The sequence below is a fragment of the Gallaecimonas kandeliae genome (assembly GCF_030450055.1).
GTDB lineage: Bacteria > Pseudomonadota > Gammaproteobacteria > Enterobacterales > Gallaecimonadaceae > Gallaecimonas > Gallaecimonas kandeliae.
Window position 1 is genome coordinate 1,447,752 of the sequence record NZ_CP118480.1, and the last position, 24,842, is coordinate 1,472,593.

The window sequence follows — 24,842 nt, forward strand, 5'->3', positions numbered from 1 at the left end:
GGGGCAGGTTCCTCTTTCACGTGCGGCGCAGGTGCGCCGCCTCTTCGTCCAAGATGAGGCCATGGAAAGGCGCCTTGCCCGGTTTGGGCTTAGGAAAGGCAATAACAACAAGGAACCACCATGGACAAGCCAATCGACACCCCCGCCGGGCTGGACGCGCCCCGCAGCAAGATCCTCAACCTTGATTTCAGCCAGAAGGCCCTGGCCTATTTCCCGGACCACGCCGTCTACTGCAGTTTCTACGTCAACGACCATTCCCTGGACATGCACCAGCGCTGGCAGGAGCTGGCCAGGCGCCTGGACGCCTACTGCGCCGACAAGGGCTACCGCAGCGCCGTGATCCTGGGGGTGGGCTTCGAGCTCTGGGCCGGCTGGAGCGAGGTGCTGGGGTATTCGCTGCCCCAGGGCATGGGCTCCAAGGCCAAGCTCGACGAACTGGGCCAGATCGTCGGCAACAGCGGCGGCGATCTCTGGTTCCACATCAAGTCCGACGACAAAAGCGACGCCGAGGCGCTGCGGGCCCTGGTGGAAGACGCCATGGCGCCTTACTGCCTGAAGGCGCCGCTTATAGTGGCGGCGGACAAGCGACACGGCGGCAAGGTGCTGGGGGGCCGTTTCACCGACGGCATCATCAACCCGCCGGACGCCGAGGATCTGTCCCAGCGCACCGTCATCGGCGGGGAAGATCCCAGCCACAGGGGCGGCGCCTTCCTGATCTCCCAGCGCTTCCTCCACGACTGGGAGAAGCTCGGCGCCATGAGCGAGCTGGACAAGCAGAACATGATAGGGCGGGACGACAAGGACAGGCTGATCCCCATGGACGACAGCGCCAGCCACATCAAGCGGGTGCGCCAATTGAATGGAGACAGGGTCAACTTCCGGTTGCTGCGCCAGGCGCTGCCCTTCGGCCACAAGGCCGACAACCGATCCCGTGAAGAGGGGGTCTTCTTCGCCGGCTACGCCAAGGCCAGCCATGTCTTCGACCAGCTGCTGGACGGCATCGCCGGCCACCAGAAGGGTTTCATCCAGGACCGGCTGTTCAGCGTCACCCACAGCCACCAGGGCTCTTACTGGTACGTGCCCAGCCTCGAAGAATGCGGCATCCAGGCCGGCCCCGGCAACGAAGAAATCACCATGAACGCCTACTTCGACGTGCGCAGCGAAAACGGCTACATGTTCTACAACGCCAAGGACTACCAGCACAAGGTGCGCCATTCCAAGCTGACCCAGGACTGCCCCCTGAGCGACCGCATACTGGCGCTGGTGGACAAGCAGTTCTCCCGCTGGCACGACACCTGGTACAAGCCGCGCCAGACCCCGCCCCTTGGCCACCTGCGCGACCACCTGGGCCCCGACGACAAGGCCCTGCTGGACGCCTCTGTGGTGCTGCGCAAGGGCAAGGCCACCCAGCTCAGCCTGTCCAAGATCCTGGTCAGCCCCGAGTACAGCAAGAAGGCCAACCTGCTGGCCATAGATCCCTTGGAGATCATCGTCGGCAACATGCCCCAGCTCTCCCTCGGCATCGGCAGCCAGGTGCTGGAGTACCTCAGCGAGGACGAGAAGATCACCGGCTTCTTCAGCATGCTCAACGAGTATTCGGCCACGGGCCACAATGTGCCCAACCACAGCCGCCTGCTGGAGCTTGGCCTGGACGGGGTCCGCGCCCTGTTCAGCGAGCGGGCCAGCACGGCGCCGGCCGAGCGCCGCGACTTCTACCAGGCGGTGACCTGGACCCTGGAGGGCCTGTCGGCCTTCATCGAGGCCTACGGGAACCTCGCCCGGCGCATGCTGGAGGAGGGCACGGAGCTGTCGGACAGCGAGCGGGCCAACCTTCAGGACATCGCCCAGCGCATGGACAAGATAGCCCACCAGGCCCCCGAGACCTTTCTTGAGGGCCTGAACCTGGTGTTCCTGCTCAACTGCGCCCTGCACCAGACCGGCGAACCCATGTCCATCGGCCGCCTCGACCAGTTCATGCTGCCGCTTTACGAGCAGGACAGGGCCGCCGGGGTCAGCCAGGAGGCCATCCAGGAGATGCTGGACGCCTTCTGGCTGAAGATGGACGAGACGGTGCTCTACAACTACAACCACCTCAACGACTACCTCAACTACGGCACCGGCGCTGTCTTCTACTCCGGCGGCAACTTCCCGCAAGGGGCGGCCATCAACCAGTGGGTGCAGCAGCTGACGGTGGGCGGTGTGGTGGCGGACGACGCTCCCGTGCCCAAGGACGGCTCCAACGACCTCACCCTGATGTGCCTGCGCTCGGCCAGGCGCCTGCCCCTCAACGCCCCCTGCCTGTCGCTGCGGGTCCACAAGAACATGCCGGAGCCCCTCTTCGAAGAGGCGGCCAAGGCCATCCTCAGCGGCGGCGCCCACCCCATCATGCTCAACGACGACAAGCTGGTGCCGGCGCTGATGGCCTGCGGCCCGCTGCGCCTCGAAGACGCCCGGGATTACACCTGCGACGGCTGCTACGAGCCGGTCATCGCCGGCAAGACGGAATGGGCCTTCAGCTATGTGCCGCTGCTGCCCTATGTCGGCATGGCTATCAACCAGGGCGCCACCATACAGGGGGCGGGGCCCGTGAACCTGCGCGGCCTGAAAAGCTCCTGGAACTCGCCGCCGGCCCAGGAGATCCACAGCTTCGACAAGCTGATGGACATCTTCTACAGCCACTGGAAGTGGGGCATAAACCAGTTCTTCAACACCCTGATGAACGGCTACGGGGCGCTCTGGAACTACTGCCCCAGCCCGCTGTTCTCTGCCTTCTTGGACGACAGCCTGGAGACGGGACGGGATCTCACCGACGGTGGCGCCCGCTACCACATAGTGGCGCCCATGATGTGCGGCATCACCAACGCCATCAACGCCCTCTACGCCATCAAGAAACTGGTGTTCGACCCGGCCACGGCCCGCTGCTCGCTGCCGCAGCTGCTGCTGGCGCTGCAATGCAACTGGGGCCAGAACATGCAGCCGCCTTTCTACACCAGCCTGGAAGGGCCACTGCGCCGCGATCAGGACGCCATCTTCTTCAAGGAGCTGCGCCAGGTGGCCCTGGCCCTGCCCAAGTTCGGGGTCGGTGACGACGCCGAGCTTGGCGAGCTGGCCAAATCGGTGGTGGCGCGCTGCGTGGGTATCATCCATGAGTGCTTCGACAAGCCCCTGCCGGGCATCAAGGCCGCCTACGAGGCCATACAGCAGCGCTACGGCAGCCCGGAGCGGCCCTTCGCCTTCACCATCACCCCTGGGGTGGGCACCTTCGAGGACAACGTCGGCCTCGGCATGGGCATGGGCGCCTCGGCGGACGGCCGCCTGGCGGGCCAGCCCACGGCGGACGACTTCGCCGCCGCCCCCTGGCCGGACGACCTGCCCTTCAACAGCCAGCAGAGCGACCCCTTCACCAGCCTCAAGGCCTGGAACGTCGAGCCCATCAACCACGGCATGGCCAACTGCGCCCCCATCGACCTCAACATCCCGGAGGACTTCCCCCTGGACAAGTTGACCGAGCTGGTACGGGACTTTGCCCACGGCAAGCTGGGCTCCAACATGATCACCATCACCTGCGCCGATCCCGCCACCTTCCAGGCGGCCCAGCAGTACCCCGAGAAGTACGACCTGGTGCGGGTACGGATGGGAGGCTGGAGCGAGTTCTATGTGGCCATGTTCGACTTCCACCAGGACTACATATTGCGCCGGCCCTACTACGCGGTGCCGAGGGGCTGAGCCGCCCAGGCAGTTCAAAGGCGCCTGCGGGCGCCTTTTTTGTCTTGAAAGCGGCCCCCGCGCCCACCTCCTCAGCACAGCCACGAGAAAGGGAAGTCCATGCTGTCGATGGTTGCCGAGGGCAGCGGCGCCGCTGCTGGCCTAACTGTTTCAGGCCATCTTTCCCCTCTTGTCCATCTTCCCAATACCCCCGCCGGTGCTCCACCTAAGCGCAAGGAAGACCTGGACGACGACGCCCCTTGAGCTATCCGTCTGAGGATAGGTACCCTGGCTTTTGCTAAATTGGAGAGTGGATTGCGGCTGGGCTGGACCAGATGCACTATGGGCTGTGGCCGTTGCAGGCTGGCGGGCGGCCTGGAAGCCGGTGGCTGCCAGCACAGGAACCCCAGGCTTCGCGACCCTCAATTGTGACCCCTGTGGAGGGTGATGTATGCGGCGTGCTATGGCCTGGTTGGCGTTGTTGTTGGGGCTCGGATGCCACGGCCTTCATGCCGAAGAGGTGGTGATAGGCGCAGAGGACGACTGGTATCCGTACTCGGGTGTCCAGGACGGCAAGGCCCAGGGTATGGCCGAGGACATCGTCAAGGCCGCCTTTGCCGCCAGGGGCATCCAGGTCCGCTTCGTGCTGCTGCCCTATGTCCGCTGCATGAACGAGGTCAAGGCCGGCAAGCTGCTGGCGTGCTTCGATACCCCCCGCACCAGCGACGTGGAAGCCGACTACCTGTGGCACAAGGTGCCGCTCTTTTCCGCCGCCGCCTACATCTACGCCAAGGCCGACTCCCCGGAGCAGGGCCTTGGGCTTCAGGATCTGCTGGGCAAAAGTATCGCCACCACCCGCTTCTACGGCTACGGCGAGGGCTTCGACGGCAATACCGCCATCCAGCAGCGCCCCACCGACAGGGACATCTTCGGGCTGCGCCAACTTATCCACGGCAAGGTGCCTTACTTCGCCGGCTTTGACAGAGTCATGGCCTACCTCGAGACCCGCTATCCCGAGCTGAAAACCCAGGTCAAGGTGGTGGGCTCCATCGCCACCACCGACATCTACATGGCGTTTTCCAAGACCTTTCCCGGGGCCGAGGCGAAGCTGGCGGCTTTCAACGAGGGGCTTGCCGAGATCCACCACCAAGGTAGGTACCACAAGCTGCTGGCCGATTGGGATGCCCGCTACCCGGCCCTGGCTCGGCCCGGCGAGCGGCCATGAAACTGGTGCCGGCCAAGCAGATCAAGAAGCCCAGGCTGGTGGTGTCGCCGGCCCCCTTGGTGATGGCCCTGCTGGGCCTGGGCTTTGCGCTGCTGGTCTTGGGCCTGGCACTCTTGCCCCTGAATGAAGGGCTGCGCCTGGGGCTGCAAGGTGCCCTGGCGCTGCTGATGCTGGGCATGGCCCGTAACCTCTGGCGGCACGGCCTGGCCAGCCTGGTGGCCAATGGCGAGGGGCTTTACTTCCTCAGCGAAGTGCCGGGGCGTTTTTACCTGGTGCCCTGGCAGGGCATTGGGGTCATGGAGAAGGCCATGTTCCCGCTCAACCGCAAGGGGCTGCGCATCGAAGTGCTGGGCCACTATGCCGCCGGCTTGCAAAAGGACGACCTGGTGCCCAATACCCAGCGCGAATCAGGCCGCTTCTTCGTCTACACCTTGCCCCAGCTGCATAGCAGGGACAGCTTGCTGCGGGCTCTGGGCCGGTTTCGCACGCCTGAGAGGGAATGCTAAATTGCGGCTACACTCAGACCAGTAATTCCGGTTGAGAGACAAGCGCTTATGCATGCCTTTGTGGTGACGGCCTTAAAATGGGCGGGACCCTTTTTCCCTTGGTGGAGGCGCTGAGCATGGAAAGCTTCAGCACCCAGCAGTTGCAGGCGGCCATAGCCCAGCTCGACCAGGCCCTCTACAACCACGAACAGTGGCATAAGAGTGTGCTGCGGGTGTTGATCCTGCACCTGCCTCCGGATCCTCCCGACCTGATGCAGGATGCCCACCGCCGCTGCCTGTTCGGGCAGTGGTACGAAAGCCTGGCGGCGGCCTTCCTGCGCGACCATCCCTCTTTCCATTCCCTGGGGCCTGCCCATGAGAAGATGCATGTCTGTGCCAGGGCGCTGCTGCAGCGGGTGCAGGACGGCCTGCCCATCTCGCCGAACGCCTTCGACCAGTTCAACAATGCCCTGGACAGGATGCGCCTCGAGTTCCAGGCCCTGCGGCAGGAACTGACCGACATGATGCAAAACCGCGATCCCCTGACGGGGGCCAGGAACAGGAGCACCTTGCTCCCCTTCCTGCGTGAGCAGCAGGCCCTGGTCAAGCGGGGCCTGCAAAGCTGTGTTATCGCCATGCTGGATCTCGACCATTTCAAGGACGTCAACGACACCCATGGTCACACAGTGGGGGACGCCGTGCTGGTCGCCCTGGTCGGCCGCCTGCAGCAGATGATCAGGCCCTATGACCGCATCTATCGCTACGGCGGCGAGGAGTTCCTGATCTGCTTGCCGGGCATGACGCTGGACGAAGCGGGCAGGGCGGTGGAGCGCATGCGCGGCGCCGTTGCCTGTCAGGCCATCCCCTTCGACGAGGCCGGCCGCTCTTTGCAGGTGACCATCTCCATCGGCCTGGCCGAGCTGTCGTCGACAGGTTCGGTGGAGGAGGCCATCGACTGTGCGGACAAGGCCATGTACGAGGCCAAGGAGGCGGGGCGCAATCAGGTGAAGTGGGCTGTCTGAACGGTAACAAGACGGCGCCCACAGTTCCGGAGCTATGGCCATTACCTGGGGGGGCTTTTCGCTTAACATTTGCCCATGACCAAAGTGCTATCCCGGCTCAGGCTGCACCACCTTATCCTCTTCCTTGCCCTGTCGGGGGTCCTTGTCACCCTGGGCAACGCCTATGTCGCCAGTTACCGCGCCCAGCGGGAACTGCTGATCGCCAACACCCTTGAAGCCAACAGGGTCTACGCCGCCAAGCTGGCGGACATGACCGACCAATTCTTCCGTGCGGCGCAGCGCCAGCTGGCCTACAGCGCCGCCTTGTTGTCGGGGGCCATGACGGACGGCGAAACCCTTGACCATGAAACCAAGCGGTTGTTGGCCCAGAGCGATACCTTCAACTCGGTGGCGGTGGTGGACGCCACCGGCAAGGTGCTGGCCAATGCCCCCCAGAGCCTGGGGCTGGTGGGGCGCATTGTCCATACCGATGGCGTGGCCGAGGCCCTGGCGCAGCGCCGGCCGCTGATCACTGGCCCCTATAATGCCGCCACGGACAGGCTGATACTGCTGATCTCCCAGCCCATCTTCTCGGCGGCGGGAAGCTTCCAAGGCTTTATCGGCGCCGCCATCTACCTCAAGGAAAAGAACGGCCTCCAGACCCAGCTGGGGGAGCATTACTACAGGGACGGCTCCTACCTCTATGTGGTGGACGGCCAGGGGCGGCTCATCTACCACCCCGACCCCAGCCGCATCGGCGAGCGGGTCAGGGGCAACCCTGCCATTGATGCCGTCACGGCCGGGCAGGCGGGCAGCCGAGGGCTGGTCAACAGCAGGGGCGTGCCCATGCTGACAGGCTATGCCCCAGTGCCGGTGACCGGCTGGGGTATCGTTTCCCAAAGGCCGCTGGCGGCGACCCTGACCGACCTCGAACAGCAGATGCGTGGGGTCTTCTGGGACACCAGCCTGGTGGTGGCGCTGACTGCCTTGCTGATCGGCATCTTCGCCATGTTGATCGCCAGGCCCCTGCGCAAGCTGGCAGGCAGTGCCAGCCGCATGGATGCGGACAGCACCCTCGAGCACCTGGCCCAGGTGCATTCCTGGTATTACGAGGCGGCCATGCTCAAGCGCGGCCTGCTCAAGGGGATGGGCCTGATGCAGGAGCGGATAGGGCGGCTCAACAAGGAGAGCCTGACCGATCCCCTGACCGGCCTCTACAACAGGCGCGGCATGCAGCTGATGCTGGAGGGTTTGGAGGCCAACGAGAAACCTTTCGCCGTGGTCGCCCTCGACATCGACCACTTCAAGCAGGTCAACGACAATTTCGGCCACGACCTGGGGGACGAGGTGCTCAGGGTGCTGGCCGAACAGATGCGCCAAGCCTCTCGCCAGGGGGACATCCTCTGCCGCAGTGGCGGCGAGGAATTCCTGATGTTGCTGCCGGACTGTGCCAAGGCCGGGGCCAGGGAGCTGGCGGAAAGGTTGCGCCAGCAGGTGGCGGCCCTGGTGGTGGAGCAGGTGCGTTTCACCCTTTCCCTGGGGGTGGCCGTCTGGCCGGGGCCGGAAGAGCCCGTGAAAGCGGCGCTCAAGGCGGCCGACCAGGCCCTCTATCAGGCCAAGGGGCAGGGCCGAGACCAGGTGGTGGTCAGCGCAGGATCTTGAGGGCAGGGCGCCGGCGGCATTGGTGTAAAGACCCTTTTTTGTTTTAATATCAAGGCGTCATAGACTCAGGCGCCCCCGATGAGCGCCCTGGGGTTCAACTTCAAGGAAGGGGCGCCATGCTCAACGTTCTGATTGTCGTTACGGCGTTGGCCATCGCGGCCTACCTGGCTTTCTCCCCTCGCCTCGCCAATTCCTCGAACTGGAAGGCCACTGTCACCCCCCTGGCCTCCATCATGGGCAGCGGCTTTTTGGTCAGCGCGCCCCTGCTGGGGCTGATCGTCGGCAACAGGGCTGTCTTCTTCATGGCGGGACTGCTGATGCTGTCCTTCCTGATCGGCAGCGCCATCCGCTTCAATATCCGCCACTTCGAGCCCATCGAGAACCGGCGGGGCAGGGCCCAGAGCATCGCCCTGTTGTCGCGCATGGTCCTGGCCGGTGCCTACTTCATCTCCGTGACCTACTACCTGCAACTGCTGGCGGTGTTCCTGCTCAAGGCCTTTGGCGTGGAGGGGACTCTCTATGCCCATGGCATCACCACGCTGCTGCTGCTGATCATCGGCGGTATCGGCATGTGGCGGGGGCTCAGTGAGCTGGAGCAGGTGGAAAGCTACGCCGTGAGCCTGAACCTCGGCATGATAGGGGTGCTGCTGCTGGGGCTGGCGCTGTACAACCTGCGGCTGCTGCTGGCCGGGCACTGGCAGCTCAGCCCCCTGGACGGCACCGTGGACGGCCATGACATCAGGGTGCTGCTGGGACTCCTGATCGTGGTGCAGGGCTTTGAAACCTCCCGATATTTGCAGGACGAGCACCCTGCCGAGCAGCGCATCGTCACCATGCGCCTGGCGCAGATCATCTCATCGGTCATCTACCTGGCCTTCATCGGCCTGGTGACTGTGCTCTTCCAGCCTGGCATGACCGCCGACGTCACGGCCATCACCTCCATGGTCACGCCGGTGGCGGTGGTCTTGCCGCTGCTGATCTCCATTGCCGCCATCGGCAGCCAGTTCAGCGCCGCCGTCGCCGATACCTCGGGGGCCGGCGGCCTTATCGAGGACATAGTCCACCGCCGGCTGTCGCCGCGGTACGCCTACCTGGCCATACTGCTGATCACCCTGATGTTGACCTGGAACACCAATGTCAACGAGATCATCGCCTATGCTTCCCGGGCCTTTGCCCTTTTCTACATGCTGCAATGTGCCGTGGCTTTTGCGGTCGCCTGGGATGAAAAGGGCCTGAAGCGGCGCCGCCGCAAGCTGGTGCTCTTTGGCTGTTGCGCCCTGGCCTGTGCCCTGGTCTTTGGCTTGGGCCTGCCGTCCGAATAGCGAAGGCGAAGAACAAAAGCCGGTGGCCGCGCCTCGCGCGGCCCATCAGGAGAAGCGTTGTTTAGATGAAGCCCAGTACAGGGAGTTTCGATGGACACCGAGGTTAAAAAGACCCAGGACTACGCCGAGCAAGTGCCGGCCCAGACCCTGGCCGAGCTTGGGGTCGAGGCCGCCAAGGGGCTCAGCGACGGCGAGGCCGCAACGCGGCTGGCGCGCTTTGGCTTCAACGAGATAGTGGAGCAGGCCGAACCGCTCTGGCACCGGCTGCTGCGCCGCTTTTGGGGGCCCATCCCCTGGATGATCGAAACGGCGGCGGCGCTGTCGGCGGCCGTCCAGAAGTGGGAAGACTTCGCCATCATACTGGTGATGCTGCTGGTCAACGCCGGCCTGGATTTCTTTCAGGAGCACAGGGCCCTCAACGCCCTGGCTGCCCTCAAGCAGCGCCTGGCCAAGGATGCCACAGTGCGCCGCGGCGGCGCCTTCAGGCGCATACCTGTGCGCGAACTGGTGCCGGGGGACATCGTCAAGCTGCGGATCGGGGATCTGGTGCCCGCCGATGTCCAGCTCCTGGAAGGGGACTACCTGCTGGTGGACCAGTCGGCCCTGACCGGCGAGTCCCTGCCGGTCAGCAAAGGCCCGGGAGAGCTGGCCTTCGCCAACACCATCGTCAAGCAGGGGGAAATGCTGGCGGTGGTGATCAATACTGCCATGGCCACCAAGTTTTCAACTGTGGTGGAGCTGGTGGCCAAGGCCCAACTGGAGCGGCGCAGCCATTTCCAGAAGATGGTGATGCAGATCGGCAACTTCCTGATCGCCGTCACCCTGGCCCTGGTGCTGCTGATCGTGCTGGTGGCCCTGTTCCGCCAGCAGCCCTTCCTGGAGATAGCCCGTTTCGCCTTGGTGCTGACGGTGGCGGCCATTCCGGTGGCGCTGCCGGCGGTGTTGTCGGTGACCATGGCGGTGGGGGCCGTCAACCTGGCCAAGCGCCAGGCCATCGTCTCCCAGCTCACCGCCATCGAAGAGCTGGCCGGGGTGGACATCTTCTGCACCGACAAGACCGGCACCCTGACCTGCAACGAGATGAAGGTGGCCGAGCCGGTGCTGCTGCCGGGTTTCTCCGAGACGGATCTCTTCCTTCACGCCCTGTTGGCCTCCAGGGCCGAGAACCAGGACCCCATAGAGGTGCCGCTGTTCAGCTACTATGCGCAGCTGGTTGGCGCCCCCTCCTGGCAGGACTACCGGCAGCTGGCTTTCACGCCCTTCGATCCGGTGCGAAAACGCACCGAGGCCCTGGTGGAATACCAGGGGCAGCAGTTCAAGGCCATCAAGGGCGCACCCCAGGTGTTGCTGGCCCTGGCCGAGCTGTCCGAGGAAGCCTCGGCCGAACTGCGGGCCAAGGTGGAAACCCTGGCCGGAGAGGGTTTTCGCACCCTGGCGGTAGCCAGGCAGCAGGGGGAGGGCCCTCTGACATTGCTTGGGCTCATCCCCCTCTTCGACCCGCCCCGGGACGATTCCAAAGCGGTGATCGACGAGATGCACGGCTGTGGCGTCAAGGTCAAGATGGTGACAGGGGACAACCAGGCCATAGCCCGTGAGATAGGCCGGCGCCTGGGCCTGGAACAGCGGCTGCTGGTGTCGGATCAGCTCAGCGGCGCCGCCTCCAGCGAGTTGCTGGGCCTGGCCGAGGCCCTGTCGGCCGCCCTCTATCAACGTTTCAAGGGGGATGTGCCCCTCAAGGAGGCCAAGGCCTTCGCCGCCGATGTCATGAAAGAGGTGCGCGCCCTCTACGACACAAGGCTGCTGGAGCGGGAATTTCTCCATACCCACGAGTCGGCCATCATCGAGATGATCGAGGAGGTGGACATCTTTGCCGAGGCGGTGCCCGAGGACAAATACCGCATCGTCGACACCTTGCAGAAGGGGGGCCATATCGTCGCCATGACCGGCGACGGGGTCAACGACGCCCCGGCCCTCAAGAAGGCCGACTGCGGCTTCGCCGTGGCCAACGCCACGGACGCGGCCAGGGCAGCGGCGGACATCATACTGACTGCGCCTGGGCTGTCGGTGATCAACGAGGCCATGCGCCAGGCCCGCATCACCTTCGCCAGGATGAAGAGCTACGCCACCTTCCGCATCGCCGAGACCATCCGCATCATCCTCTTCATGACGCTGTCGATCTTGGTGTTCAATTTCTACCCCATCACGGCGCTGATGATCATCCTGCTGGCGCTGCTCAACGACATCCCTATCCTGGCCATCGCCTATGACAACACCAAGGTACATGACAAGCCGGTCAGGTGGCGGATGCACGAGTTGCTGCTGATCTCGAGCCTCCTGGGCATAGCGGGGGTGGTGGCGTCCTTCGTGCTGTTCTTCCTGCTCAGGAAATGGGGGCTGCCCGAGGACACGGTGCGCACCTTGCTGTTCCTCAAGCTCATCGTCGCCGGCCACAGCACCCTTTATATCACCCGCTCCGAGGGCTGGTTCTGGCAGCGGCCCTGGCCGTCGCCGCTGCTGTTTGGTGCCACCTTCGGCACCGAGATCGTCGGCACCCTGCTGGCCGTCTACGGCGTCTTCGTGGCGCCCATAGGTTGGGTCAACGCGCTGTTGATCTGGGGCTATGCGATGATCTGGTTCCTGGTCAATGACGTCATCAAGGTGGTGGCCTACCGGGTACTGCTGGCCAACAACCACAACGGCAGTTGAGGCCTGCCCCTGCCGGTTTGGGCGGGGGCCTGTTGCGCCAAAGCAGGGTTATGACCCGGAGTGTATTTTCAACTTGTTGATTTGAAAGGTGTTGTCGGATTTGCCTTCGTAGGGGCTAGGCTATACTTAAGGTTCGTCTATACCACTAAGGGGCCGTTATGAAGGGGACCTGGGTTGTCGTGGCCGACAGTGCCACAGCACGTATTTTCGATGTCAGTGACAAGGGCGAATTACAGGAGCTGGAGACCCTGGCCCATCCCTCCTCCCGGCTCAGGGAAAAGGAGATCAGCAGCGACAGGTCCGGCATGGTGCGCAGCCATGGCGGTAACGCCGTCTACAGCGTGGATGCCGACCCCCACGGCCGGGACCACGAAGCCGAAGTCTTCGCCAAAGAAATAGGGGATAAGCTGGAATCGTTCCGCCAGGGCAAGGCCTATGGCCGGCTTTTGCTGGTGGCGGCGCCTCGCTTCCTGGGACAGTTGCGAAGCGCCCTGAGCCCGGCCACCAGCGCCCTGGTGAGCCTTAGCCTGGACAAGGAACTGACCCGCCTGCTGCCCGGCCAGATAGCCGAGCACCTGCCACCCAAGTTCTGGCGGCAACCGCTCTAGGCGGTGCCCGCGCGGTAGCCCGCCGCTTAGAACCACAGCGGGAACTGCCTGGCCAGGGTTTCTTCCATCCGCCTGGTATGGGAGCCTGGCCAATAAAGGCGGCCACAGTGGCGGCAGTAAAGAAAGGCCCCACCCAGCGCCTGGGCGCTGGGTGGGGCCAGTTGCCGGACCTGTTCTTCGGTGGCAAAGGCCAAGAGGCCGTTGCAGATCAGGCAGCGGCGAAAGAGCGCCTTCGGCTTGGCCAGGTTGAATCCCCTTATCACTTCCTCCAATTGCTCCAGTGGCTTCTGGCTGTAGACATAGCGCCCCAGCCTTGGCCGCAATTCGGCTAACAGGGCGGCGTCGCGGGTGAGCAGCCAGCGGCCTTCCCTGTTGGCCTTGGCCACCAGTTGGGCATCGCTCAGGGCGGGATCGAAGGCGGTGTCGAGGCCCAGCACCCGCAGCCAGCGGGCCAGCCGGCCCAGCATGGCGTCCGCCAGGAAGAGGGGCTCGTTATCCATGTCTTGAGTGTAGAAGCCTGAAGGGCATGGCCGCCCAGGCCCGGGCGGCTGGTGTTATTATTTGTTTTTGCAGGCAGATCTCCTGAATTTCGGCCCTTAAGACGAAGGTGGGTGAATGGGCAAGGTGTTGGTGGTCGACGACCATCCCGTGGTAAGGCTGGCGGTGAGGGTATTGTTGGAACAGGGCGGCCACCTGGTGTTGGAAGCCGACAACGGCGTCGATGCCCTGCAGCAGGTCCGCAACCAGGGCCCGGATCTGGTGCTGCTGGATATCGGTATTCCCAAACTCGATGGCCTGGCCTTGATCCCGAGGCTGCTGGAGCAGGAGAGGCCTCCCAAGGTGCTGGTTCTCAGCTCCCAGCCGCCGCAGCACCTGGCCCAGCGTTGCCGCCAACTGGGGGCCGGTGGCTTCCTGTCCAAGGAAGCGGAACTGGACGGCCTGGCCGACGCCGTCAAGGCGGTGTTGGCCGGTTACAGCTATTTCCCGCAACTGCCGCCGGCCGAGGCCGGCTCGGAGCAGCAGCAACTGGCCAGCCTGTCCGACAGGGAGCTGGCGGTGCTGCGGCAACTGGCCAGGGGGGCGACCAACAGGGAGATCGCCGACGCCATGCTGCTCAGCGAGAAAACCATCAGTACCTATAAGGCCAGGTTGCACCTGAAACTGGGTACCAGCAACCTGGTGGAACTCCTCGAGTTGGCCAAGCGCCAGGGGCTGGATTGACCATGAGGCTGGGCTGGCTGCTGCTATGCCTGGTACTGGCCCCGGCCCTGGCGGCCGCCCAGGTGCCAAGGCTCCTGGCCAGGGCCCATTTCGATGCCGCTCCCCTGGCGCTGAGCGATGGAGACAGGCAATGGCTGGCGGCGAAAAAGCAGCTGCTGGTGGGGGTGGCCAAGCCGGACATAGACCCCTTCGAAATGCTGAACACGGAGGGCGAATACGAGGGGCTGACCGCCGATGTACTGGGGGTGGTGGCCGAAGCCCTGGGCCTGGGCATTCAGGTCAAGGTCTATCCTGACCGCCAGGCATTGGTAAAAGGGCTAGTGGCCGGGGACATCGATCTTATGGGTACGGCCAACAGCCTGGCGTTTGCCCAGCCCGGGCTGGTGGTAAGCCGTACCTACGTGGAAGACAACCCGGTATTGGTCAGGTCCATGGGCCACTGGGTGGGGCTGGATGACCAATTGGCCGGGCAGCGCCTGGCCTTCAACAGCCGTTATCTGGATCAGGAACAGGTGAAGCGCCTTTTCCCCAAGGCCAGGCTTCAACCCTTTGTTTCACCGCTGGATGCCCTGTCTGCTGTGGCGCTGGGCAAGGCCGATGCCATGTTGGCCAATGCCGTTTCCGCTTATTACCTCAGCAACCGCTATTACCCCAACGAGGTCAGGGTGACCCGGCTGGTGGCGACCCAGGGAGCCACCCAGGGCTTTGGCTTTGCCCTGCGCCAGGATGAGCCGCGCCTGCTCAGGCTGGTAAACCAGGCCCTGGCTGCCATACCGGCAGGGCAACTGCGGACGTTGCAGGATCGCTGGAGCGGCGGTGGCGTGCTGCGGAGCGCCAGGCTGGCGCTGACGCCTGAAGAGCAGGCCTGGGTGGCGGCACACGCCTTGGTCAAAGTAGGGGTGAGTTCGGAATTTGCCCCCATCTCCTATATCGGTGAGGACGGTAACTACCACGGTGTGACATCCGACCTGCTGTCGGTGATCGGCGTGATGACGGGGCTGCACTTTGAGATCCACCCCTACGACAAGATCCCCAAGGGCGTCCAGGATCTGCAGGCCGGGGTCTTGGACATGGCGGCAGATTATGGCGCCACGGCCCAGCGGCGCCAGCGGTTTCTTTTCAGCCGCTCCTACCTGGGCCTGCCCTTTGTGTTGGTGACCCGCCAAGGCAAGGGCCAGCCCAGCGCCCTTGCCGACATGAAGGGCAAGACCCTAGCCTTGCCGCAGGGGGTCCTGATGGTGCCCTGGTTTCAGGAGCACCACCCCGAGATCCGGCTGCGCCTGACCCCCACCATCCGTGAAAGCTTCGTGGCCGTCAGCAAAGGCGACGCCGACGCCACCATCAGGGAACTGAATTCCGCCCGCTTCTATGTTGCCCGCCAGTTCAGCGATAGCCTGAAGATGGTGGCCCTGCCCGAGGTCGAGGGGCAGCACCTGTCTTTTGTGGTGCGCAAGGACGAACCCCTGTTGAAGGCGGTGCTGGACAAGGCCCTGCTCAATATCTCGCCGGAGGAACTCAGCGTCCTCATCAACCGCTGGCGCAGCAACATAGCCCCGCCCCCCAGCAGTTGGCGGGATTACATGAGCGTCATCATCAGCGCTGTCGCCGTGGTGCTGGTCTTGATGTTGGCCGCCGCCGCCTGGAACCTCGCCTTGCGGCGCCTGATAGCCCGCAAGCGCAAGGCGGAGCTGGCCTTGAACGACCAACTGCGTTTCATGGACACCCTGATCAACGGTACCCCCCATCCCATCTACGCCAGGGACAGGGCGCAGCGCCTGGTGATCTGCAACGACAGCTACCTGGCGTTCCTGGGCATCGGCCGCCAGGAGGCCATGGGCTCGGACAGGGTGGGCCTGGGCAGGCTGTCTGCCCAGGATGAGCAGGCCATACGCCAAAGCCACCAGGCGGTGCTGGCCAGTGGCGAGGCCATGCTGCTGGACAGGGTTGTCTGCATCAACGGCAAGGAGACCTTCATCTACCAGTGGTTCCAGCCCTATGGTGACGCCCAGGGCCAGGCCCAGGGCGTGATCGGCGGCTGGATAGACATCAGCGACAGGCGGGCCATGGTGGCTGAGCTGAGCCGCGCCAAGGAAGAGGCGGACAGGGCCAACAAGGCCAAGAGCACCTTCCTGGCCACCATGAGCCACGAGATCCGCACCCCCATGAACGCCATTCTCGGCATGCTGGAGCTGGCGCTGCGCCGGGCCAGGGTAGGGCAGCCCGATAGGGACTCCCTGGAGCTGGCCCATGATTCGGCCCGGGGCTTGCTGGCGCTGCTGGGTGACATCCTGGATATCTCCCGCATCGAGTCGGGGCAACTGGATCTCTTTCCCAAGCCGACCGAGCTGCAACCCCTGCTGGCTGGCATCATCCGGGTCTTTGAGGGCCTGGCCCGGCAAAAAGGCCTGAACCTGGTGCTCGAAGCCAGCCCTTTGCCGACGGTGCAGGTGGACCCCCTGCGCCTCAAGCAGGTGCTCTTCAACCTGGTCGGCAATGCCATCAAGTTCACCGAAGCCGGCGAAGTCAGGCTCGAGGCCTGCGGCCAGGGGCAAGGGGCGGATTTCACCCTGCAGCTCGCGGTGAGTGACACCGGCATCGGCATCAGCAAGGCCGACCAGCAAAAGCTGTTCAGCGCCTTCAGCCAGGTGGGGAACCAGGGTTCTGGCTCCGGCCTTGGCCTGATGATCAGCCGCACCCTCTGCCAGATGATGGGGGGCAGTCTGGCGCTGGACAGCGAGCCGGGCAGGGGCACCAGGGCCAAGGTGGTGCTGCCCTTACCGGCCTTGGCCGGGAAGGGGCGTGGCCCCGAGGAAGAAGGTGCGCTGCCGCCCTTGGCGGCCATGAAGGTCTTGGTGGTGGACGATCACCCGGTCAACCGCCAGCTACTGGGCCAGCAACTGGCGATACTGGGGCATCGGGTTGCCCTGGCCGTGGACGGCGAAGAAGGGCTGGCCCTGTGGCGCCAGGGCGGTTTCGACCTGGTGGTAACAGACTGCAACATGCCGAAGATGAACGGCTTTGAGCTGGCCGGGGCCATCCGATCGGAGGAGCGCCAAGCCGGGCTGGCTCCCTGCCTGCTGCTGGGCTTCACCGCCAACGCCCAGCCAGAAGCACGACAGCGCTGCCTGGACGCGGGCATGGATGATTGCCTGTTCAAGCCCATAGCCCTTGCCGACCTTCATGGCTGCCTGGCCCAACTGCAAGCGGCCAGAGATGCGGCCTCCCTTTTGGATATCAGGGTGTTGCGCCAGTTGATGGCCCATGACGAGGGCCGGCTGAAGGCGCTGCTGCTGGCATTGAAGGACGCCAACCACAAGGACTGCCTGGCGCTGGTTGAGGCCGGCGGCGACAGACAGGCCCTGGCCGAACTGGCCCATCGCATCAAGGGGGCGGCGAGGATGGTGCAGGCCGGGCAACTGGTGAGCCGCTGCGAAGCCTTGGAGTTGGCCTGCGCCGGGGAAGGGGAGCCGGATGGGCCCAGAGCGGCCCTGCTGGCGGCCTTGGACGCACTGGACCGGGAATTGGACGCCTTGCTTAAGGGCTGAGGCGCCGCAGCACTTCAGGCCTGGGCACCTTCCCACTGGGGTGGGTAGCTGAGCAGGTACCCCTTGCCATGCACCGTCTTCAGCTCGAGGCCGGGCACATCCATGCTCTCCAGGGTCTTGCGCAGGCGGCTGACGTTGAGGTCGACGGCCCTGTCCAGGCCGTCATACTGGCGCCCTATATAGTGGATAAAGAGGTAGTCGCGGCTCAGGATCTGGCCCGGGTAGGCGGCGAACAGCCACAAAAGGTCGAACTCGCGGGGGGTCAGATCGTAGGGGCGCCCCCCTATGGTCAGGGTCTGGCTGGCACTCTCCATACAGAGGTCATGCAGCACTATCTTGCTCTTCTCCAGGGCACTGCGGCGGCGCAGCACCGCCTTGAGCTTGGCGAGCAGCAGTTCAGGGGCCACGGGCTTGACGATGTAGTCACAGGCGCCCAGCTCCAAGCCACGGATCTGGTCCCTGATGCTCTTGAGGGAGGTGAGGAAGATGAAGTCGCTCTCTACGGTTCCCTCCAGCTTGGACCAGAGCTCGAAACCATCCATATCCGGCAGCATGATGTCACAGAGGATCAGATCGTAGCGATTGCCGTGGCAGTGCTGCATGGCCTCCTGACCCGTCTTGGCATGGGAAACGAGAAAGCGGTGCTGGGTCAGGTACCTCTTGATCAAGGTGCCGAGGGCTTCATCATCTTCAACTAACAACAGGTGATGGTGGCTATTCATCGTCGGTCTCCACTGCTGCAACCGCAGTCATCGCTGGGCTGCGTCGACAGCCTAGCAGCATCTTCTGGCGCGCTCGGTCAGGGGAATCCGATGTCCTTGTAGGAAAATTCTGACGTTATCTCGCCGGCTCAACATCTCATCATTCGTCTTCACAGGCCGAGGCCAGCCTGGCTTCTGAAAGGTGCCAGCATCCTACCATCTCGAACCCGTTTGTTATCCGAAGGTTACAAAGTGCTACATCGCTGCGCTCATGGTGCCGTGGAAAAAGGGGGTTAACTAGGTTGCCCGAATGTTCACATCAGGTTGCACAACTGGCCGCTCCTTGGGGGGCAAGTGCAACAGCTGGAACAGGCGGCATCACACTACAGAAGAGATGGGACCACTATCATGAGAATCAAGTTACTCACCAGCGCCGTGCTGGCCGGGCTCTATGCCTTCGGCAGCGGCGCCGCGGCCGGGATCTCGCCGGTCATGCCCAGTGGCAAGGTTGGCGTTCTCCAGCCAATCAAGGCGACTGCCGCCGAACTCAAAGCCTTCCAAAAAGAGCTTGTCGACAGCAACAGCCTGATGCAGAACGACGGCCTGAACGTCCAGGTCAGATCCCAACACAACAAGTTCACCGAAGAGCCTGACGTCCAAGGCGAGCAGGTCTACATAGTCCGCCTGCAAGGCGCCCCCGCTGCCGTGGTACGTTCCGAGCTGCAAAAGCAGGCGGTGACCAAAGGCCTGATGAGCGTGTCCGCCAAGACCCTGCCCTCCAGCCTGAGCGCCCAGGTCGACAGCTACAAGGCCAAGATGGTCTCCCAGCAGGCCGCCGTGCTGAGCCAGGTGCAGAGCATCGCCAGCAACGCCACCATGCGCCATCAGTTCAGTGAGGCCCTCAACGGCTTTACCGTCAAGATGACCCAGGATCAGGCCCGCGAAGTCTCCAAGCTGCCCCAGGTCGCCTCGGTAGAGCGCTCCAAGCTCTACCAGCTGCGTACCGACGCCGGCCCCCAGTTCATCAAGGCCGACCAGGTCTGGAACGGTGACGCCGGCACCGGTCTCAAGGCCCAGGGTGAAGGTATCGTCGTGGGTATCATCGATACCGGTATCAACAGCGACAACCCTGCTTTCTCCGATCATCCCGAAGACGGTTACGTCTATCCAGCTCCGGCCGGTGGCTACCTCGGTGATTGCGCCGGTGACGCCCCCACCTTGACCTGTAACAACAAGCTCATCGGCGTACGTTCCTACGCGGCGGTGACCGATCTCTACAGCACCCTGAACCCGGCCGTCCCCCACAACGGTGAGGATTACCAGGGCCACGGCTCCCACACCGCGTCCACCGTGGCCGGTAACGTCATGACCCATGTGCCTTTCCTGATGCCCAACAGCGAGGACAACGGCACCGGTGACGTCCTGAAGGCCGACTTCTTCCCGCGCATGTCCGGCGTGGCCCCCCACGCCCAGATCATCGCCTACCAGGTCTGCTATCCCTCCAACGATGCGGGCTACAACGGCTGCCCCGGCGAAGCCATCCTGGCCGGTATCGAAGATGCCATCAAAGACAAGGTGGACGTCATCAACTTCTCCATCGGCGGCTCTGACTCCCCGATCTGGACCGACGACACCGAGCTGGCTTTCCTGGCCGCCCGCGAAGCCGGCATCAACGTCGCCGCCGCCGCCGGCAACTCCGGCCAGGCCGGTGGTGCCGCCGAATACTTCGGCGCCCTGGACAACGCTGCGCCCTGGCTGATCAACGTGGCCGCCAGCACCCATAACCGCGAAGTGGTGGTGGAAACCACCGCCACCGATCCCCACTTCATCGACCCGGCTCTGGGCAGCGAAGTGCCCAAGTGGACCGAGCTGACAGGCGGCGGCCTCAACAAGACCTCCGTGACCGGTGTGGTGGTGCGCGCCCAGGACTACACCGACAGCCTGGGCCAGACCGGCACCTCCGCCACCACCGGCAGCGCTTATTGCCGTAACTCCTTCCCGGCCGGCACCTTCGACAACTACCCCGCCAAGCAAGGCGGCGGCCCCATCCTTGATGAGACTGGCCAGCCGGCCAAGGTCATCGTGGTCTGCGCCCGTGGCAACCTCAACGACCCCACTGCCGTTGCCCGTACCCTCAAGGCGGACAACGTCAAGGCCGGTGGCGCCGACGGCTTCATCCTCTACAACTACGGTTCGGCCGACGCCGTCTACGCCACCGCCAGCTACAGCCTGCCGGCGCTGCACCTGAGCTACGGCGCCTACCACGGCGACAACACCAACGGTTATTACGGCCTCGAAGACTGGATTGACTCCACCACCGAGCATGGCCATGCCCTGACCATCAACGCCACCACCATAGAGCGCCGTATCGACGACAGCCTGGGTGACTGGCTGGCGGCCTTCTCTTCCCGTGGCCCTTCCTATTCCAACCCGGAAGTGATGGCGCCCATGGTCTCGGCCCCCGGCGTCAACATCTATGCCGCCTTTGCCGACCAGCATCCCTTCAACGCCGCCCCCAGCAACGTCGACTTCACCCTGCTGAGCGGTACCTCCATGGCGACCCCGCACGTGGCCGGTGCCATGGCCCTGCTGCGCCAGGTGCATCCGGATTGGACCGCCGCCGAAGTGCAGTCCTCCCTGATGATGACCGCCGAGGAAACCGTCAAGTACCACCGCCTCAACCAGGAGACCGGTGATGTCGGTACCGCCGGCATCTACCGCGTCGGTAGCGGCCGCATCAACGTGGCGAGCGCCGCCGATGCCGGCCTGGTGATGGACGTCACCGGTGACGAGTTCCATGCGGCCGACCCGGACAACGGCGGTGTGGTGCACAAGCTGAACATGCCTTACCTGTTCAACTTCAGCTGCAAGCCGGACTGCCAGTGGGTACGTACCGTCACCGCCACCAAGGACGGCACCTGGAAGGTCAGCAATGCCCCTGTGACCAGCTGGAGCTTCGACATGCGCCAGGAGCTGGAACAGAACGGCGTCACCATCGAGACCATTCCCAGCGAGTTCAGCCTCAAGGCCGGTGAGAGCCAGACCATATTGGTCAAGGCCCACGTCATGGACACCCAGGACTGGTTCAGCAACTCCGAAGTGGAGCTGCATACCGACCTGATGTTCGAGGAAATGAACGGCGCCGCCCCCAACGCCCATTGGCCCATGGCCTTCAAATATGACGGTGGCGACCTGCCTCCCCGTATCGAAGCCAAGGCCCACGACGACACCGGCAGCCAGCACTACAAGGGCTTGAACCTGGGCGAGAGCGCCAGCCCCATGGCCACCGTCTATGCGCCGGTCAAGGCCGACATCAAGGAAGTGACCCTGCCCAAGGATGACGACGGCTATTTCCCCTGGGCCAGCACTGGCATGGACGATCCCGCCATCCCCATGTCGGACCGCATTGACGAAGCCACCCACACCGACTGGATCGATGTGCCGGCCGGCACCAAGCGCCTCGTTCTGGAAAGCCACGGCACTGTCGACTCTCCCCTGAACGGCACCAGCAACAAGGGTAACGCCCTGGTTTACCTGGGCAAGGACTACAACGGTGACGGTGTGGTAGATACCAATACCGAGCTGCTCTGTGTCTCCAACCACATCGCCTACGACAACTTCTGTAACATCAACAACCCAGAGCCGGGCAAATACTGGGCGGTGATCTATAACCCCCGTAAGGTAGGCGCGCCTTCAGGCACCGAAGAGACCTTCTCCTACAGCTTCACGGCCGTGGGCGAAGAGGCTGCCAGCAACCTGCAGATGACCCTGGACAACAGCGATCCGGCCAACGGCAGCGGCGACCTGAACTGGGATATCCCCGGCATGATGGCGGGCGACGTCTACTACAGCGCCATTGACGTGGGTACCTCAGCCAACAACCCCAGCGACATCGGCCGTATGGACCTCAAACTGGTGCGTGGCGCCGACCATGTCAGCCTGCAGGTGGGTGATAACCCCGACAAGGCCAAGACAGGTGCGGCCGCCGGTGAAGTGGTGCCTTACACCCTGCAGGTGCTGGCCAACAACAGCGGTAGCGATCGCGCCTTCACCCTGACCACCCCGATCCCGGAAGGGCTCAAGGTGACCGCCGATGACGTGATGCTCAACCGCGCCAGCGCGGCCGACGTCAAGCTGGAAAACGGCGTGCTGACCATCAGCGGCGTCCAGCCGGATACCACCGATGTAGCGCCTCACTACGCTGTCACCAGCAACGACCCGGCCAGCACCGACTATGACGCCATGTGTAAGACCCCGGATTTCGGTGGCTCAAACCCTGGCGGCTACGTCAACCTGCGCGACTTTGGCATCACCCCCGTCATGGGCGGCTTCGACAGCCGCGGCAACGCCGATTACCGCTACGGTAACCGCCTGACCGTCAACCTGATGTTGGGTGGCTACTACGACAGCTTCCACCTGTACGACAACCAGGACGACGACCTCGGTGGCAAGATGATGGGGATCCGTGGCAGCGGCCTGGTGGACTTCATGGGCCAGCCCTGGATGTTCCCCTTCCACGACCTCTTCCCCAACAGTGGCCCCTTCCAGGCCATGGCCCCGCTGTGGCGTAACCTGAGTTACTTCAACATGAGCCAGGGGTTGATCCAGTCCGTGGAGCTGACCGGCACCAGCGGCATCAGCGTCGCCAACACCGGGCCCAGCGGTTGGGGCATCATCGAATGGGATAAGGCCAAGAGCTACTACTACGGCATGCTCGCCCAGCCCCAGGATGACAGCTTCGACTTCGAGACCATCTTCAACGCCAACACCCGCTTCGGCGACGGCCAGTACGAGATCTACTACGCCTATGACAACGTTAACTTCGGCAGCACCGATGGCCGTGGCTCCATCGGCCTGCAAGGCTACCGTGGTCTCTACAACACCTATGGGCCCTTTGAGGGCATCAAAGGCCTGCAGATCGGCGAGTATGACGGCCTCGACAAGGTGGTGAAATCCGGCAAGGTGATCTGTATGGATTACCAAGGTCCCGAGCAGTCCCAGTTCGAGGTGACCGTCTGGGCCAAGGTAGCCGATGACGCCGCCGGTAAGACCATCAACTGGCAGACCACCAGCCAGGTGGAAGGCATGGCCGACACCACGCTGGCCCAGAGCCTGAGCGTGCCCAGCAACATCACCCTCGGCGCCATCCAGGATCAGGTGACCGACGAGGACACCGCCCTTGAAGGCCTTCAGGTGATTTACGCCGACGAGAAGAACACCAAGGACGTCATCACCGTCAGCGGCGAGCACATCAGCGCCACCGTGGGCGGCAACGACTCCGGCTCTACCGTCGACATCCTGCCTGAGGCCAACTTCTCCGGCAGTACCGAAGTGACAGTGACCGTTGCCGATATGGACAACCCGTCCGACAGCACCAGCACCCGCTTCATGCTGACCGTGAACCCGGTGAACGACGCCCCCGTCGCAGCCCTGAGCGCCTCTGCCTCCACCATCACCGAAGGTGACAGTGTGACCCTGGACGCTTCCGGCTCCACCGATCCGGATGGCGACACCCTGACCTACAGCTGGGAAGGTGACAACGTCTCCGGCACCGGCAGCACCATCACGGTCACTGGCCTTGGCGCCGGTAGCCACGACTTCACCGTGACCCTGTCCGACGGCGTGCTGTCCAGCACCGCCAAGGTCACAGTACAGGTGAACGCTGCTGCGACCACCGAGCAGCCCAAGTCCTCCGGTGGCGGTGGCTCCGTGGGCCTGTTCGGCCTGCTAGGCCTGGCGGCCCTGGCCGGTCGCCGCAGGAAACTGCACTAACCCAGTGCTCTTCACTCTTGAACAAAGGCGCCTTCGGGCGCCTTTTTTGTCCGAGGCGGTATCGGGTACTAAGCATTGGAAGGGGAGGGCTCAGGCCCCTCAACAATGAAAAGGGCGGCCTTTGGCCGCCCTTTTTTGAGCCTGGGCTCTTAGCTGTTGTTGCCCATCTGGGCGGCATAGAGGCTGGACAGGGACTGGAGGCTGATGGTGGCGTTCTGGGAGTTTTGCACGCTGTCGGCGTTGATCCACACGAACTGGCGGCCATTGCCTTGCAGGCTCCAGCTCAGCAGCTGGTAGTCGGAGCTGTTGATGGTCACGTACTGTTGGGCGTCGCCGGCGTAGGCGATGATGTTGCTGGGGTCCACCAGCTTGTTGACGATGTTCACCACGGCCTTCTGCTCCTGCATCTGCACGAAGATGAACTGGTCGATGTCGCTTTGTACCTGGGCCTGGTACCAGTGGGAGGCCGGCACGTCGTAGTAACGGGTGAAGGCTTTCAGCGGCTGGGGCTGGCCGTTGGCAGGCAGTTCTTTGTTGTTGATGCCGCTGGTGTCGATGGGCATCTTGACGCTGCCGATAAAGGCCTGGATGGAGGCGCCCGGTTGGCCACCGGTCACAGCGGCGGAAACGGTGTTGGTCTGGTCACCATTGACGAAGCAGATGGAGGCCAGGCCCTGGCGGCCAGTGGTGCCCGGTACCTTGACCAGCACCGGCGGTTGGGAGTTGGACCAGACCACGGAGACAGTGGTGTCGGCGTCGTTTTGGGCGGCATTGTAGAAGAAGAGGCAGTAGAGCTGCCCGGGGTTGAGGTTGCCGTTGCAGGTGGCGGTCATGCCCTGTTCCAGGGTGATCAGTTGGCCGTTATTCCAGTTAACGTTACTCATCTTGC

Annotated in this window: 14 protein-coding genes; 11 read left to right on the forward strand and 3 right to left on the reverse strand. The window is 63.8% G+C overall.

The window, feature by feature from the left end:
- The first annotated feature begins 120 nt into the window (after nt 1-120).
- The 8 genes from PVT67_RS07110 (at nt 121) to PVT67_RS07145 (ending at nt 12,714) form a co-directional block, all read left to right on the forward strand.
- Nucleotides 121-3,726 carry a Dyp-type peroxidase gene (locus PVT67_RS07110; protein WP_301499210.1) on the forward strand — a complete coding sequence of 1,202 codons (3,606 nt, stop codon included), beginning with the start codon at nt 121-123 and terminating at the stop codon, nt 3,724-3,726.
- A gap of 430 nt (nt 3,727-4,156) precedes the next feature.
- Nucleotides 4,157-4,930 carry a substrate-binding periplasmic protein gene (locus PVT67_RS07115; protein ID WP_301499211.1) on the forward strand — a complete coding sequence of 258 codons (774 nt, stop codon included), beginning with the start codon at nt 4,157-4,159 and terminating at the stop codon, nt 4,928-4,930.
- On the forward strand, nt 4,927-5,436 hold the full coding sequence (locus PVT67_RS07120; RefSeq protein ID WP_301499212.1) for a hypothetical protein: 510 nt from the start codon (nt 4,927-4,929) through the stop codon (nt 5,434-5,436). Before PVT67_RS07115 ends, PVT67_RS07120 begins: the two co-directional genes overlap by 4 nt.
- 116 nt (nt 5,437-5,552) lie before the next feature.
- Entirely contained in the window at nt 5,553-6,437 is an 885-nt protein-coding gene (locus PVT67_RS07125) for a diguanylate cyclase (RefSeq protein WP_301499213.1), read from the forward strand.
- Nucleotides 6,438-6,512: 75 nt separating this feature from the next.
- Complete coding sequence (locus tag PVT67_RS07130; RefSeq protein ID WP_301499214.1) at nt 6,513-8,078, forward strand: GGDEF domain-containing protein; 1,566 nt, start codon at nt 6,513-6,515, stop codon at nt 8,076-8,078.
- Nucleotides 8,079-8,194: 116 nt separating this feature from the next.
- Entirely contained in the window at nt 8,195-9,400 is a 1,206-nt protein-coding gene (locus tag PVT67_RS07135) for an amino acid permease (RefSeq protein ID WP_301499215.1), read from the forward strand.
- A 90-nt stretch (nt 9,401-9,490) separates the two neighbouring features.
- Nucleotides 9,491-12,106, forward strand: coding sequence for a plasma-membrane proton-efflux P-type ATPase (locus PVT67_RS07140; RefSeq protein WP_301499216.1), 2,616 nt, complete (start codon nt 9,491-9,493; stop codon nt 12,104-12,106).
- A 158-nt stretch (nt 12,107-12,264) separates the two neighbouring features.
- Nucleotides 12,265-12,714 carry a host attachment protein gene (locus PVT67_RS07145; RefSeq protein WP_301499217.1) on the forward strand — a complete coding sequence of 150 codons (450 nt, stop codon included), beginning with the start codon at nt 12,265-12,267 and terminating at the stop codon, nt 12,712-12,714.
- A 26-nt stretch (nt 12,715-12,740) separates the two neighbouring features.
- On the opposite strand, the gene PVT67_RS07150 is transcribed toward PVT67_RS07145, so the two are convergent.
- Entirely contained in the window at nt 12,741-13,214 is a 474-nt protein-coding gene (locus tag PVT67_RS07150; RefSeq protein ID WP_301499218.1) for a Mut7-C RNAse domain-containing protein, read from the reverse strand.
- Between the two features lie 115 nt (nt 13,215-13,329).
- Between PVT67_RS07150 and PVT67_RS07155 the strand changes: the two genes are divergently transcribed.
- Nucleotides 13,330-13,935 carry a response regulator transcription factor gene (locus tag PVT67_RS07155; RefSeq protein WP_301499219.1) on the forward strand — a complete coding sequence of 202 codons (606 nt, stop codon included), beginning with the start codon at nt 13,330-13,332 and terminating at the stop codon, nt 13,933-13,935.
- A gap of 2 nt (nt 13,936-13,937) precedes the next feature.
- The gene (locus PVT67_RS07160; RefSeq protein WP_301499220.1) at nt 13,938-17,480 is read left to right on the forward strand and encodes a transporter substrate-binding domain-containing protein; all 3,543 of its coding nucleotides are present in this window, start codon (nt 13,938-13,940) and stop codon (nt 17,478-17,480) included.
- Nucleotides 17,481-17,494: 14 nt separating this feature from the next.
- On the opposite strand, the gene PVT67_RS07165 is transcribed toward PVT67_RS07160, so the two are convergent.
- Entirely contained in the window at nt 17,495-18,202 is a 708-nt protein-coding gene (locus tag PVT67_RS07165) for a response regulator transcription factor (protein ID WP_301499221.1), read from the reverse strand.
- A gap of 387 nt (nt 18,203-18,589) precedes the next feature.
- Between PVT67_RS07165 and PVT67_RS07170 the strand changes: the two genes are divergently transcribed.
- On the forward strand, nt 18,590-23,953 hold the full coding sequence (locus PVT67_RS07170) for a S8 family serine peptidase (RefSeq protein ID WP_301499222.1): 5,364 nt from the start codon (nt 18,590-18,592) through the stop codon (nt 23,951-23,953).
- Nucleotides 23,954-24,102: 149 nt separating this feature from the next.
- On the opposite strand, the gene PVT67_RS07175 is transcribed toward PVT67_RS07170, so the two are convergent.
- Nucleotides 24,103-24,837: a hypothetical protein gene (locus tag PVT67_RS07175; protein WP_301499223.1), complete on the reverse strand. Its 735-nt coding sequence runs from the start codon at nt 24,835-24,837 to the stop codon at nt 24,103-24,105.
- Between the last annotated feature and the right edge of the window lie 5 nt (nt 24,838-24,842).

Bases quoted from the DNA above. Each gene is read 5' to 3' on its own strand.
- PVT67_RS07110 (WP_301499210.1), top strand. From the start codon at position 121: ATGGACAAGCCAATCGACACCCCCGCCGGGCTGGACGCGCCCCGCAGC.
- PVT67_RS07115 (WP_301499211.1), top strand. From the start codon at position 4,157: ATGCGGCGTGCTATGGCCTGGTTGGCGTTGTTGTTGGGGCTCGGATGC.
- PVT67_RS07120 (WP_301499212.1), top strand. From the start codon at position 4,927: ATGAAACTGGTGCCGGCCAAGCAGATCAAGAAGCCCAGGCTGGTGGTG.
- PVT67_RS07125 (WP_301499213.1), top strand. From the start codon at position 5,553: ATGGAAAGCTTCAGCACCCAGCAGTTGCAGGCGGCCATAGCCCAGCTC.
- PVT67_RS07130 (WP_301499214.1), top strand. From the start codon at position 6,513: ATGACCAAAGTGCTATCCCGGCTCAGGCTGCACCACCTTATCCTCTTC.
- PVT67_RS07135 (WP_301499215.1), top strand. From the start codon at position 8,195: ATGCTCAACGTTCTGATTGTCGTTACGGCGTTGGCCATCGCGGCCTAC.
- PVT67_RS07140 (WP_301499216.1), top strand. From the start codon at position 9,491: ATGGACACCGAGGTTAAAAAGACCCAGGACTACGCCGAGCAAGTGCCG.
- PVT67_RS07145 (WP_301499217.1), top strand. From the start codon at position 12,265: ATGAAGGGGACCTGGGTTGTCGTGGCCGACAGTGCCACAGCACGTATT.
- PVT67_RS07150 (WP_301499218.1), bottom strand. From the start codon at position 13,214: ATGGATAACGAGCCCCTCTTCCTGGCGGACGCCATGCTGGGCCGGCTG.
- PVT67_RS07155 (WP_301499219.1), top strand. From the start codon at position 13,330: ATGGGCAAGGTGTTGGTGGTCGACGACCATCCCGTGGTAAGGCTGGCG.
- PVT67_RS07160 (WP_301499220.1), top strand. From the start codon at position 13,938: ATGAGGCTGGGCTGGCTGCTGCTATGCCTGGTACTGGCCCCGGCCCTG.
- PVT67_RS07165 (WP_301499221.1), bottom strand. From the start codon at position 18,202: ATGAATAGCCACCATCACCTGTTGTTAGTTGAAGATGATGAAGCCCTC.
- PVT67_RS07170 (WP_301499222.1), top strand. From the start codon at position 18,590: ATGAGAATCAAGTTACTCACCAGCGCCGTGCTGGCCGGGCTCTATGCC.
- PVT67_RS07175 (WP_301499223.1), bottom strand. From the start codon at position 24,837: ATGAGTAACGTTAACTGGAATAACGGCCAACTGATCACCCTGGAACAG.